13 protein-coding genes are annotated in these 12932 nt (G+C 62.0%); 9 read left to right on the top strand and 4 right to left on the bottom strand.

Features of this window, described 5'->3' with window-relative positions; all coding sequences use genetic code 11:
* Nucleotides 1-25 precede the first annotated feature (25 nt).
* The 3 genes from BM229_RS02205 to pdxH are packed head-to-tail and all read right to left on the bottom strand — an operon-like array spanning nucleotide 26 to nucleotide 1669.
* Nucleotides 26-523: a DUF192 domain-containing protein gene (locus tag BM229_RS02205; protein WP_420855237.1), complete on the bottom strand. Its 498-nt coding sequence runs from the start codon at nucleotides 521-523 to the stop codon at nucleotides 26-28.
* A complete protein-coding gene (locus BM229_RS02200; protein WP_208604010.1) occupies nucleotides 499-1044 on the bottom strand; it encodes a cold-shock protein in 546 nt (181 codons plus the stop codon). The genes BM229_RS02205 and BM229_RS02200 overlap by 25 nt, the downstream gene beginning before the upstream one ends.
* A 19-nt stretch (nucleotides 1045-1063) precedes the next feature.
* Complete coding sequence (gene pdxH, locus BM229_RS02195; RefSeq protein ID WP_093926062.1) at nucleotides 1064-1669, bottom strand: pyridoxamine 5'-phosphate oxidase; 606 nt, start codon at nucleotides 1667-1669, stop codon at nucleotides 1064-1066.
* A 237-nt stretch (nucleotides 1670-1906) separates the two neighbouring features.
* Between pdxH and fabI the strand changes: the two genes are divergently transcribed.
* The 6 genes from fabI to BM229_RS02165 are packed head-to-tail and all read left to right on the top strand — an operon-like array spanning nucleotide 1907 to nucleotide 8975.
* A complete protein-coding gene (fabI, locus tag BM229_RS02190; protein WP_093926061.1) occupies nucleotides 1907-2713 on the top strand; it encodes an enoyl-ACP reductase FabI in 807 nt (268 codons plus the stop codon).
* A gap of 57 nt (nucleotides 2714-2770) precedes the next feature.
* Nucleotides 2771-3304 carry a xanthine phosphoribosyltransferase gene (gpt, locus tag BM229_RS02185; protein ID WP_093926060.1) on the top strand — a complete coding sequence of 178 codons (534 nt, stop codon included), beginning with the start codon at nucleotides 2771-2773 and terminating at the stop codon, nucleotides 3302-3304.
* A gap of 47 nt (nucleotides 3305-3351) precedes the next feature.
* Nucleotides 3352-4533 (top strand): aminotransferase, encoded by a 1182-nt coding sequence (locus BM229_RS02180; RefSeq protein WP_093926059.1) that lies wholly within the window; start codon nucleotides 3352-3354, stop codon nucleotides 4531-4533.
* A gap of 30 nt (nucleotides 4534-4563) precedes the next feature.
* Nucleotides 4564-6408, top strand: coding sequence for a peptidyl-prolyl cis-trans isomerase (locus tag BM229_RS02175; protein ID WP_093926058.1), 1845 nt, complete (start codon nucleotides 4564-4566; stop codon nucleotides 6406-6408).
* A 12-nt stretch (nucleotides 6409-6420) separates the two neighbouring features.
* The gene (gene trpE, locus BM229_RS02170; RefSeq protein WP_093926057.1) at nucleotides 6421-7932 is read left to right on the top strand and encodes an anthranilate synthase component I; all 1512 of its coding nucleotides are present in this window, start codon (nucleotides 6421-6423) and stop codon (nucleotides 7930-7932) included.
* A gap of 2 nt (nucleotides 7933-7934) precedes the next feature.
* Nucleotides 7935-8975: a succinylglutamate desuccinylase/aspartoacylase family protein gene (locus BM229_RS02165; protein ID WP_093926056.1), complete on the top strand. Its 1041-nt coding sequence runs from the start codon at nucleotides 7935-7937 to the stop codon at nucleotides 8973-8975.
* Nucleotides 8976-8987: 12 nt separating this feature from the next.
* On the opposite strand, the gene BM229_RS02160 is transcribed toward BM229_RS02165, so the two are convergent.
* Nucleotides 8988-10514, bottom strand: coding sequence for a divergent polysaccharide deacetylase family protein (locus tag BM229_RS02160; protein ID WP_093926055.1), 1527 nt, complete (start codon nucleotides 10512-10514; stop codon nucleotides 8988-8990).
* A 165-nt stretch (nucleotides 10515-10679) separates the two neighbouring features.
* On the opposite strand from BM229_RS02160, the gene BM229_RS02155 reads away from it, so the two are divergent.
* From BM229_RS02155 to BM229_RS02145, 3 genes are read left to right on the top strand one after another with little or no spacing between them, the layout of a single operon-like run.
* Nucleotides 10680-11261: an anthranilate synthase component II gene (locus BM229_RS02155; protein WP_093927181.1), complete on the top strand. Its 582-nt coding sequence runs from the start codon at nucleotides 10680-10682 to the stop codon at nucleotides 11259-11261.
* Complete coding sequence (trpD, locus tag BM229_RS02150) at nucleotides 11258-12274, top strand: anthranilate phosphoribosyltransferase (protein WP_093926054.1); 1017 nt, start codon at nucleotides 11258-11260, stop codon at nucleotides 12272-12274. Before BM229_RS02155 ends, trpD begins: the two co-directional genes overlap by 4 nt.
* Complete coding sequence (locus BM229_RS02145) at nucleotides 12271-12930, top strand: uracil-DNA glycosylase (RefSeq protein ID WP_093926053.1); 660 nt, start codon at nucleotides 12271-12273, stop codon at nucleotides 12928-12930. The genes trpD and BM229_RS02145 overlap by 4 nt, the downstream gene beginning before the upstream one ends.
* Nucleotides 12931-12932: the final 2 nt, after the last annotated feature.

The following is a 12932-nucleotide window of genomic DNA, read 5'->3' as shown; positions in this document are numbered from 1 at the left end:
AAAGTTCAGGAATTTGGCAGAGAATTTAACAAGGCCACGCAGGATCGTTCTGCGCAAAGGCTGGATGGCGGATTTCGCTGCCTTCGGTGATGCCAAGACGCTCGGAAAGACCGCCGTTAATTTCCAAAACGGAAAGCAGATTATCCCCGCCCGGAATCGGTGTCTCGTCCAAGGGTTTGGCGGAGTGGTGGATTTTTTGGACTACGCCCTGCGAATCGATAAAGAGCAAATCCAACGGAATCAGCGTGTTGCGCATCCAAAAGCTTAGCGGCTGCGGGGTCTCATAGATAAACAACATGCCCGAGCTTAGCGGCATTGACCGCCGGTGCATCAAACCTTGGGACCGTTCGGCGGTATCATCGGCCACTTCTATTGAGAAACGCGCCTTGCCCCAATCTCCGCGTAGCGTCACTGCATCATCGCGGCAGGCATTCGCCGCCGCCGCCCCCGTCATCAGAAGGCCAGCAACCGCCGCGCCCGTTAACCGCTTGATAACGGTCAACCGTCTATCACTGCTTCCCATGCTCTTACCTCCGCTGCCAACTGGCCCCGATCGCCAACAATCACACGCATGGCAACAGCTTCGCCCGGTTGCAAATCACAAAGGCCCGATTGCCGCAGGACATCCATGTGCAGAAACACATCTTCGGCGCAGCCAAAGACATTTGCAAATCCGAATCCCTTGGCCTTGTCGAACCATTTGACCCGCGCAGGCTCAAACTCAGCAGCGGCAAGTTGCTCGGGATCAAAGCCCACAAAGTCCACAACCGCTGGGGGCAGTTCATCGGGCGGCTCAATGGTAAGCACTTCGACGGCCTGCGCACCGCGATCTGTTTGCTGAACACGTATTTTGACCCGCGCACCATCCGCGACCGAGCTTTGCCCAAAACTGCGCAGCACATTAACATGCAACAAGATGTCAGGCCCGCCACTGTCGGCGACCACAAAGCCAAAGCCTTTGAGCGGATCGAACCACTTTACCACACCCTCATGCGGAGCGTCGTAAGTTCCCGGTTCTGTTTCATTCCCAAACACGTCTTTCATCGGTCTCGGCGGTGCCCCTTTAAGGATTGAGCCGGGTGACAGCCCAAGGCGACGCTATGTCGGCCCGGCGCCACTGAAAGCGGTCATGCAAACGAAACTCACCATCCGCCCAGAACTCAATCTCAAGCGGTGTAATACGGTATCCCCCCCAGAACGGCGGACGTTTTGGGTTCACCCCCTGCTGTGCCGTGACTTTCGCCACCTCGGCCATCAGCGCACCACGCCCCGACAAAGGCTGCGATTGGCGCGACGCCCAAGCGCCCAGACGGCTTTTGAGAGATCTGGAGGCGTAATATTCGTCGGCTTGAGGCCCATCTTCGCGGCTAATCAATCCGCGCACCCGGACCTGACGACGCAGGGATTTCCAGTGCATGACGAATGCCGCTTTGCCTGCGGCATCAAGCTCATGGGCCTTTTGGCTTTCATAGTTGGTATAAAAGACAAAAGCTTCCGGCTCGATCTCTTTCAGCAGGACCATCCGTGCATTGGGCAGGCCTTGCGAATCGACGGTGCTGAGGGCGATGGCATTTGGATCATTCGGCTCACTTGCTTCCGCTTCGCTCAACCAGCGCTGCGCAATTGCAAAGGGGTCATCCCCTGCAAAGATACCTGTCCGCGTCTCCATTCGGCATCCCCTTTGAGAGTATTTAAGCCTGCATCCGGTCTGCGCCGGGTTCAATTCCATTCGCTATGTCATTTGTTAAGGATGGGCAACTCAAAGGACAACCGCACTGGATTTCCGACAGTTAGCCGCCGATCTTATGGCAAAACCTTGGCGACTGCCCGCCTGTGTAGTCTTGATGGCAACGGCGCAATCGCCTAGACCAAGACAACCAAAACACAACATAGACAAGGCGGCGGAATGGGAAACGAATTGATGCGGGGCAAGCGCGGGCTCATCATGGGCCTTGCGAATGACAAATCAATTGCATGGGGCGTGGCCAAGGCCTTGGCCGACGCTGGCGCCGAACTGGCTTTTTCCTATCAAGGTGATGCGCTTAAGAAACGCGTTGGCCCTTTGGCAGAGCAGCTTGGCAGCGACATCGTTCTGCCCTGCGACGTGGGCGACGAAGCCTCGATCGATGCGCTGTTCGACGGGCTGAAAGAACGCTGGGACGGACTTGATTTCATTGTTCACGCCATCGGTTTTTCTGACAAGGGGGAACTGCGGGGCCGCTATGTGGATACCAGCCGTGGCAACTTCACCATGTCGATGGATATCTCGGTCTATTCCTTCACCGCCGTGATGCAGCGTGCGGAAAAGATGATGTCGCCCGGTGCCAGCGCCCTGACGCTGACCTACTACGGTGCCGAGAAAGTCATGCCGCATTATAATGTGATGGGTGTGGCCAAGGCCGCACTTGAGGCGTCGGTCAAATACTTGGCCGAAGACCTTGGCAAGGACGGCATCCGCGTCAACGCGATCTCTGCCGGGCCGATCAAGACGCTGGCCGCCTCCGGCATCGGCGATTTCCGCTACATCATGAAGTGGAACGAATACAACTCGCCCCTGCGCCGCAATGTCACGACCGAGGATGTCGGCAAGGCAGCCCTCTTCTTGCTGTCGGATCTGGGCAGTGGCACCACGGGTGAAAACCTGCATGTCGACGCGGGCTATCACGTTGTCGGCATGAAGGCGGTTGACGCGCCGGACATGTCCAAGGAATAACGCGCCCCAAATCTCATCTCGCGCGGGTTCCCGCGCCAGCCGCTGCAAAGGAACACCATGAGCACCCAAAAGGACGCCTCGCGCCTGCCCCACGAAAAGGGCTTTCACATTTCTTGGGATCAAATCCACCGCGACAGCCGTGCGCTGGCGTGGCGGCTGGATGGGCTTGGCCCCGACAATGGCGCGTGGCGTGCCGTGGTGGCGATTACGCGCGGTGGCATGGCCCCGGCGATGATCGTCGCGCGTGAGTTGGACATCCGCACCGTCGACACGATCTCGGTCATGTCTTACCATTCGGGCGGCGGGGCCGCTGACCAACGGCGTGAGGCGAAGGTGCTGAAATCCCCGGATGCAGAGATAATGGGTGACGGCACCGGCATCCTGATCGTTGATGATTTGGTCGACAGCGGCAAGACCATCGAACTGGTGCGTGAGCTTTATCCCAACGCCCATTTCGCCACCGTCTATGCCAAGCCCGAGGGCGAACCACAGGTCGATACTTTCATCACCGGCGTCAGCCAAGACACGTGGATCTTCTTCCCATGGGACATGGCCCTGCAATACGTCGAACCCTACCGCGGCAAGGACTGAGGGGCCCTAGGCCACCCTCCCTGCCCCTTACCTGACCGGATACACCCATGACGCTTTCGCGCACCGCCACCACTTTCTTCCCTCCGGTGATGGAGGCGCGGCGCTGGCTGGATGGCGTGACATTCACCGATGACCGTCCGCTGATCAACGTAAGCCAAGCCGCCCCTGTCGATCCGCCCCCAGAGGGGCTGCGCCGGGCGATGGCCGAGGTCACGCTGAACAACGATGAGGCGCATCTATACGGCCCCGTACTGGGTCTGCCGGAACTGCGTGCAGAATTGGCGCGGCAAACGGCCGAGAAATATGCGGGGGTGGTGAGCAACGAACAGGTCTGCATCACTTCGGGCTGCAACCAAGCCTTCGCCGCCGCCATCGCCACGCTTTGCGGTGAAGGTGATGAGGTGATTATCCCGACACCTTGGTACTTTAACCACAAGATGTGGCTCGACATGAGCGGCGTGACCGCCGTTCCCCTGCCCGTCGAAGCGGACATGCTGCCCGACCCGGCCCGCGCAGAGGCCTCGATCACCCCGCGCACCCGCGCCATCGCGCTGGTCACCCCCAACAACCCCGGTGGCGTGGAGTATCCCGCCGCCCTCCTGCAGGACTTCTTTGATCTGGCCCGCCGCCACGGCATCGCGCTGATCCTCGACGAAACCTACCGCGATTTTCACAGCCGCCCCGGCGCGCCGCATGCGCTGTTCAGCGACCCCGATTGGCACGACACGCTCATTCACCTCTATTCCTTTTCCAAAGCCTACCGCCTGACCGGCCACCGTGTCGGCGCGTTGATCGCCAGCACGGCGCGGCTGGCGGAGGTTGAGAAGTTTCTCGATACCGTGGCCATTTGCCCGGCGCAGATCGGCCAGCACGGCGCGCTCTGGGGGATGCAGAACCTGAGCGCGTGGCTTGCGGGCGAACGCGAAGAAATCCTCGCCCGCCGGGCCGCGATTGCCGACCTGATGCCCAAGCTCGAACCGCTGGGTTGGGAACTTCTCGGCCTCGGCGGCTATTTCGCCTATATGCGCCACCCTTTCGACATGTCGTCAGCCGACCTTGCCCCGAAGCTCGTGCGCGACGCAGGCGTGCTCTGCCTGCCCGGCACGATGTTCCAGCCCGAGGGCGACGCGCGCGGCGAAAGCCAGTTGCGCATCGCCTTTGCCAACCTCGACACCGCCGGTATTGGGGCGCTTTTCGACAGGCTTGCAGCCCTGCCACGCAACGCATAGACAGGTCCAAAATTAACGAGGGACCGTGTCATGGCCAAAAAAGGCTTCAGCTTTTCGAAAACCGCCGTTTGGGCCTTGATGGGCCTTCTGATCTTGGGTCTTGGCGGCTTTGGCGCGATCAACCTCAGCGGCAATCTGCGCAGCATTGGCAGTGTCGGGGACAAGTCCATTTCGGTCGATCAATACGCCCGCCAGTTGCAGCAGGAAATCCGCGCGATTGAAGCGCAGACGGGCGAGAGCCTGTCCTTTGCCCGCGCCCAAGAGATGGGTCTGGACCGCGCGGTGCTGCAACGCATCGTGCGCAACCGCGCGCTGGATCATGAAGCCGCCGAGATGGGCATCTCCATCGGCGATGCCACCCTGCGCGATGAGATCGTCGCGATCTCGGCTTTTCAGGGCATCGACGGCAATTTTGACCGCGAGGGCTATCGTTTCGCCCTCCAGCAGAGCGGTATGAGCGAAGCAGTCTTTGAAACCTCCATCCGCGAAGAGGCCGCGCGCGGCCTGCTGCAACGTGCGATCTTGGGCGGCGTCTCAATGCCTAACACCTACGCCCGCACGCTGGTCGACTACGTTGCCGAAGAGCGCAGCTTCACTTGGGCCCGGCTGAGCGCGGATGACCTCGACACGCCCGTCGCTGAGCCGACAGAGGAAGAGCTTCAGGCCTATTACGACGCCAACACCGATGACTTCATGCTGCCCGCCAGCAAAAGCATCACCTATGCATGGCTCCGCCCCGAAGATCTGCTGGACGAAGTTGAAGTGCCCGAAGAAGAACTGCGCGCCGAATATGATGCCCGCAGCGATGAATATGACCAGCCCGAACGTCGCTTGGTCGAGCGTCTGGTCTTTGCCAACGAAGAGGCCGCCACGCAGGCCACAGCAGCGCTCGAAGTTGACGGCACCACCTTTGAGGCGCTGGTCGAAGAACGCGGGTTGGCACTGGCGGATGTGGACATGGGCGATGTGGCCAAATCCGACCTCGACGCCGCAGGTGACGCGGTGTTTGGGGCGCAAAGCGGCGACATCGTCGGCCCTCTGCCCACTTCGCTGGGGCCGGCCCTCTTCCGCGTGAACGCGGTTCTGCCTGCACAGAACGTACCTTTCGAAGAGGCCCGTGAGGTGCTGGAAGAGACCCTCGCCATTTCCCGAGCGACCCGCGCGGTCGAAGCCCGCGCACAGGAAATCGACGACCGTCTCGCCGGGGGGGCCACGCTCGAAGATCTGGCCGAGGAAACCAAAATGAACCTCGGCACCATCGACTGGACCCAAGAGAGCAGCGACGGCATCGCGGCCTATAGCGCCTTCCGTGAGGCGGCGCCAGGCCTGAGCGCCGATGCCTTCCCGCAGATCGACCAGTTGGAAGACGGCGGCGTTTTCGCCATGCGCCTTGATGAGACCAAGCCAGAGCGCCCCGAACCTTTTGAGCAGGCCCGCGATGCGGTTGAGACCGCGTGGCGCAATGCCCAGATCGTGGAAGCTCTGACCGCCAAGGCCGAGAGCCTGACCGGCACATTGGCCGAAGCGGACGGTTTTGAGGCCGCCGGTCTCACGCCGCAGCTTGGCGAAGGCATGACCCGCAGCTCCTATGTCGACGGCACGCCCGACAACTTCATGGATCAGGTCTTTGACCTCGACGAGGGTGGCGCCGCGGTCCTGCCCGCAGGGGACAGCGTTGTGGTTCTGCGCCTTGATGCCGTGACCGCCGCGGGCGAAGACGATCAGACCCAAGCTTTGATGGACCGTCTGTCACAGCAGCTGGATCAGGCGCTGGCCCAAGGTCTTTTCGATATCTACAGCAATGCAGTGATGCGCGATGCCGATCCTCAGATCGACCAGCGCGCGGTCAGTGCCGTGCATGTGAACTTTCCCTGATAGGCAAATTTGATGGCCCTGACCCCGGATTTCGACACTTTCGCCCGCGCTTATGAAGCGGGCGAAAACCAGATCGTCTACACCCGCCTTGCTGCCGACCTCGACACGCCTGTGTCATTGATGCTGAAACTCACCGGCGCGGCAGAGAACGCCTTTGTGCTGGAATCCGTCACCGGCGGTGACGTGCGCGGACGCTATTCCATCATCGGCATGAAGCCCGACCTGATCTGGCGTTGCCGGGGGGAGACCGCCGCCCTCAATCGCGCCGCACGCTACGATGCGGACGCCTTTGAGGACATGCCCGGCGATCCGCTGGACCGTTTGCGCGATGTCATCGCAGAATCGTGCATCACCCTGCCCGATGACCTGCCCCAAGCCGCTGCCGGTCTTTTTGGCTATCTCGGCTATGACATGATCCGGCTGGTCGAACATCTGCCAAACGTGAACCCTGACCCTCTGGGCCTGCCTGATGCGGTGATGATGCGCCCCTCGGTCGTGGCCGTGCTGGATGGGGTGAAGGGCGAAGTCACCATCGTCTCCCCCGCGTGGGTGTCCGAGGGGCAGACCGCCCGCGCCGCCTATGCCCAAGCCGCCGAGCGGGTGATGGATGCGGTGCGCGATCTGGAACGCGCCATGCCGCAGACCTCCCGCGATTTGGGAGAGGCCGAAGACGCGCCGGAGTCGGTGAGCAATTTCACCCACGACGGATATAAAGCCGCCGTCGAAAAGGCGCGCGATTACATCAAGGCGGGCGACATCTTTCAGGTGGTGCCGAGCCAGCGTTGGGCGCAAGGGTTCACACAGCCCCCCTTCGCACTTTACCGCAGCCTGCGGCGCACCAACCCCTCGCCTTTCATGTTCTACTTCAACTTCGGCGGCTTCCATGTGGTCGGCGCAAGCCCCGAAATCCTCGTGCGGGTCTTTGGCAACGAAGTTACCATTCGCCCCATCGCTGGCACCCGCAAGCGCGGCGCCACGCCGGAGGAAGACCGCGCGCTAGAGGCCGATCTCTTGAGCGATCCGAAAGAACTGGCCGAACACCTCATGCTGCTCGATCTGGGCCGCAACGATGTGGGCCGGGTCGCCAAGATTGGCACCGTGCGCCCCACCGAAGAGTTCATCGTCGAACGCTACAGCCACGTCATGCACATCGTCTCCAACGTGGTCGGAGAGTTGAAGGAGGGCAAAGATGCGCTCGACGCTTTCTTTGCCGGAATGCCCGCTGGCACCGTCTCGGGCGCGCCCAAGGTCCGCGCGATGGAGATCATTGACGAGTTGGAACCCGAAAAGCGCGGCGTCTACGGCGGCGGCGTGGGCTATTTCAGCGCGGGCGGCGACATGGACATGTGCATCGCCCTGCGCACGGCTGTGGTGAAGGACGAAAAGCTCTACATCCAAGCCGGTGGCGGCGTTGTCTATGACAGCGATCCCGAGGCCGAGTTCATGGAAACCGTGCATAAATCCGGCGCGATCCGCCGCGCCGCTGCCGATGCGTCGCGCTTTGGCGGTAAAGGGAACAGCTGACCATGCCGAACCGGGCCCCCTTTCAGATTGCGGGGCATTCCGTCGCCCCCGGCAGCAGCCTTGCGGTCGACCTGCCCGTCTCAATCCTGCCGGATCACACGCCGGTGCATCTGTCGCTTGAGATCTACCACGGCAAGCGTCCGGGGCCGACGATGTTCGTCTCTGCCGCCGTGCATGGGGATGAGGTCATCGGCGTTGAGATCACGCGCCGACTGCTGCGCGCGCCGCAACTCTCTGCCCTGCGTGGCACGCTGATCGTGGTGCCGGTGGTGAACTCCTTTGGCTTTCTGAACCGCTCACGCTACCTGCCCGACCGCCGCGACCTGAACCGCTGTTTCCCCGGCTCGCCTTCGGGCAGCCTTGGCGCGCGGCTGGCGCATATCTTCCTGCAAGAGGTGGTGTTGCGCTGCGACTTTGGTGTGGACCTGCATTCGGCAGCGATTCACCGCACGAACCTGCCGCAGGTGCGCGTTTCGCCCGCTGACAAGGTGACCCAAAAGATGGCGATGGATTTCGGCGCGCCGGTGGTGCTGACCTCGCCTCTGCGGGACGGTTCTTTGCGCGCGGTCGCGGCAAAACAGGGCACGCCAATCCTGCTTTATGAGGCAGGCGAAGGACTGCGCTTTGACGAGATGGCCGTGCGTGCGGGGCTTGCGGGGATCCTGCGGGTCATGCGCGGCCAAGACATGCTGCCCGCCAAGGGCATCGCCCGGGCCCGCAGCGCGCCCTATATCTGCACCGCGTCCCATTGGCTCCGCGCCCCTGCGGGAGGGCTGCTGCGCACCTTCCGCGCCGAAGGTGAGACGGTGGCCGAGGGCGATCTTCTTGCCATCGTGTCTGATCCCTTTGGCAAAGAAGAAGCCGAGCTTCTGGCCGATGCGCCGGGGATCCTCATCGGGCGGGCGATCTTGCCCATCGTCAACGAAGGCGACGCGGTCTTTCACCTTGCCAAACTCAGCCCCCGCGCGGCGGAGGCAACGGTGGATGATCTGGCCAGCCAGTTGGAAGAAGACCCGCTGTTTGACGAAGATGAGATCATCTAAACCTGCGCGAGATCACTCCTCACGCAGCAATACTGTAGAGATCGGAACCAAGGCCACATCACTGGCCCGGTCCTGCAACCCCCAGAGCAACAGCGCCGCGACGGTATCGGGCCGCAGCCGGCCCAGCATGATCACCGCCCCCTCCTGCCCGGCCCTGAACGCCGCTTGATCGAGGAAACGGCGGATCACCCGCGCAGTCTGATCCTTGCTGTCAAAGTCACGAAACACCGGATCCGCAGGCACGCCCGCTTTCCGCGCCAGTTTGGGCATGGTGTTGAGCCCTTTATCTTGCGTAACCAGACCGTGACCTGACTGCGCGAGGATATCTGTTACCTGATCGGCCAAGGCGCGGCTGCCTTGAAAACCGCTTTCGGTCCCTTCCAGCACACCCACCACCGGACCGATCCGGTCGAGCGTGGCGGCAAAGGCGGTTTCCGCATCACTCGGCTGCGCACCCTCGGGCAGATCAACCAGCGCCAAGACCTCAAACCCGGCCGCGCGATAGGTTTCCACCCGTTCGGCGGCATCGGGCAAACGACTATCCACGGCAAAGCTCAGCGGATAGGGGAAACTGCGCAGTGCGGCCAAACCAGCACTGCCTGCAGTGACCGAGGTGCCATCGTCGATCAGCACCACGCTCATCAGCGGCTTGCCCTCGGACTGGTCACTGGCAAGGCTGTTGGCGACAATGGGACGCGGATCTTCTTCGACAGTTTCCGCGGCTTCAGAAACCTCTTCACTTTCCTCGGCACCCGGGCGGTTAATCACAACGCCAGTCTCCCGGTCGGTCAAAGTGCCGACGGGAGTGCCGATCGCGGGTCTACTCTCTGTAGGAGCCTCATCCGGTAATGGTGTCGCTTCGGCGGTCTCAGGCTCCTCCGTCGGGGCGATGCTCTCTGGCTCTGTCGCAGGCTCAACCTCTGCGACCTCGGTTTCCTCCGGAGTTTGCTCTGGCTCCGCTTGGGCAGTCTCCTCCACCGGCACCTCTTCGGCGGGCAGTGTAATCGCCTCTGCCTCGTCAGCGTCCGGCGCCTCCATCCCTTCAGGCGCATCAAAAGCCCCTTCGATATCGGTCACTTCGGGCGCGGGCGGCTGCGCGGGTTCGGTGCTGATCGAAAGTTCGTCCACAGGCTGCGGCACGCCGGGCGCCATCGCCTGCGGATTTGGCAGAACCGGCTCTTCCGCGCCGGGAGATGTTGGGGTTTGCCCTTCGGGCGCTGCGGGCGTACTTAACCCTTCGGCGCTGCCCGTTTCGGGCAGACTGGCCGAAGTCTGTGTGTCAGGGTCAAGCGCGGCAAGACTGTCCTGCTCTGGCAGATCAGCACGCGGCGCGGGCGCGTTAAGCACCGGCGCGGTATCGCCGCTGCCCCTCTGTTCGCCCGCATCTGTCACATTGATCCGCGCCGGTGCAGCGCCCGCGCCGGGCGCATCGCCCACCTCCGGCGGCAGCGGCAAAGGCGCCATCAACGACACTGCACCGGCGACGCCGATGCTGGCCACACCGCCCCAAATCAGCCCGCTTAGAATTCCGCGTGCCATCTGCGCTACTCCTGCTGTCTGCGCCACGGCCAGAAAGCCCGGCGATCCCTCAATTGGCTTGCCCCAAACTCTTGACGATAGGGTTCAAGCCTGAACATGTATGCGAAAACCTATACCGCGCCCCGGCGTGGTTTCTCCAGTCCTAATACAAAGAAATGCCTGCCTGTGCTGCTGCTCATCGATAACTACGACAGCTTTACCTATAATCTGGTTCATTACCTGGGCAGCCTCGGCGCGGATGTGCAGGTGCACCGCAATGATGCGCTTAGCGTGGATGAAGCGATGTCCATGAAACCCGCTGGTATCTTGCTGTCTCCCGGCCCCTGTGACCCTGACCAAGCGGGAATTTGCCTAGGGTTGACCCATGCCGCTGCCGAAGCGCGGGTGCCGCTCTTGGGCGTCTGCCTGGGCCATCAGACCCTTGGCCAAGCCTTTGGCGGCAAGGTCGTGCGTGCGGATGACATCGTACACGGCAAGCTGGGCCAGATGCAGCACGACGGGCGCGGTGTCTTTGCCGGGCTGCCCTCGCCCTTCGGGGCCACGCGCTATCACTCGCTGGTGGTGGAACGCGCAAGCCTGCCGGAGTGTCTTGAGATCACCGCCTCGCTCGAAGACGGCACGATCATGGGGCTGCAACACCGCGAATTGCCCCTGCACGGCGTACAATTCCATCCGGAATCGATCCGGTCCGAGCATGGCCACGCCCTGCTGCAAAACTTCCTGAATGAGATGAAGGTCACGGCATGAGCGCTGCGTTAAAACCTCTGTTGGACGCCGCCGCCAATGGGCCGCTGACCTCGGAACAAGCTGTCGAAGCCTTTGAGATCCTCTTTGAAGGCGAAGCCACGCCAAGCCAGATCGGCGGCTTTCTCATGGCGCTCCGCACCCGGGGCGAAACGGTCACCGAATATGCCGCCGCGGCACAGGTTATGCGCAGCAAATGCAACGCCGTGCGCGCGCCCGAAGGGGCGATCGACATCGTTGGCACCGGCGGCGACGGCAAGGGCACGCTCAACATCTCCACCGCTGCCGCCTTTGTCGCGGCGGGCGCCGGGGCGATCGTGGCCAAACACGGCAACCGTAACCTCAGTTCGAAATCTGGCGCTTCCGACGCGCTGTCGCAGCTTGGGATCAACGTCATGGTTGGCCCCGCCGCTGTGGAACGTGAATTGGCTGAGGCCGGTATCGGCTTCATGATGGCGCCGATGCACCACCCTGCGGTCGCACATGTCATGCCGACCCGGTCCGAACTTGGCACCCGCACGATCTTTAACATCCTCGGCCCGCTCACCAATCCCGCCGGGGTAAAGCGCCAGTTGACCGGCGCCTATACCCGGGACCTGATCGAACCAATGGCGCTGACGCTGAAACAGCTCGGGTCCGAGAAAGCTTGGCTCGTGCATGGCTCGGACGGCACCGATGAGTTGACCATCACTGGCGTTAGCTGGGTCGCCGCACTGGAAGATGGCGTGGTCAACCTGCGCGAATTGCACCCCGAAGACGCGGGTCTGCCCGTCCATCCTTTCGAGGCAATATCTGGGGGTGAGCCAGCCGAAAACACGAAACATTTCAATGCCCTGCTCGATGGGGTTCCATCGGGTTACCGCGACGCCGTCTTGTTGAACGCAGCGGCGGCGCTGGTGGTTGCCGATGTGGCACCCGATCTCAAATCTGGCGTCGAAATGGCGCGGGAAAGCATCGATAGCGGTGCTGCACGGGACCGGATCGAAAAAGTGGCGCGCATCAGTCAGGCGAAATGACGCCCTTGAACCTCAGCGCGCTTGGGTGTTGGGCAGAACTGCCCTTCTTCGCAGACGAATGGCCCGGCATCGCGGAGAGATTGGCCGCTGAGCCGCGCGAGGTTCTCCCTCCCGCGCCGCAGATTTTCGCCGCCCTTGAACATATTCACCCCGATGCGGTCGACGTTGTTATCCTAGGTCAAGATCCCTATCCCACACCGGGCCACGCCCACGGCTATGCCTTCTCAGCAGAACCTGACGTGCGTCCTATCCCGAGATCATTAGTGAATATTTTCAAAGAATTACACGACGATCTTGGCGCATCACCTCAAGATCCAGATCTGCGGTTTTGGGCCGATCAGGGCGTCTTGCTGTTAAACAGCGTTCTTACCGTGCCTGCGGGCGACCCGAATGGGCACGCCAAACTCGGCTGGCAAAAGCTGACCACTCAGGTGCTTACGCGCCTTTCGGATCGTCCTCGCGCCTATCTGCTGTGGGGCGCGCATGCGCAGAAGGCCGCGGCGCAGGTTGATCCGCTGCAGAACCTCAAGATCGAGACACCGCACCCCTCGCCGCTTTCTGCCCGGCGCGGCTTCTTCGGGTCGCGACCTTTCAGCCGCGTGAATGACTGGTTGCAGCGCCAAGGCAAGCCCGGCATACATTGGACAAACCCGTGAGG

Source organism: Sulfitobacter dubius (assembly GCF_900113435.1).
Lineage (GTDB): Bacteria > Pseudomonadota > Alphaproteobacteria > Rhodobacterales > Rhodobacteraceae > Sulfitobacter > Sulfitobacter dubius.
The sequence above is the reverse complement of the archived record's forward strand: the minus strand, read 5'-3'. Positions and strand labels throughout refer to the sequence as shown.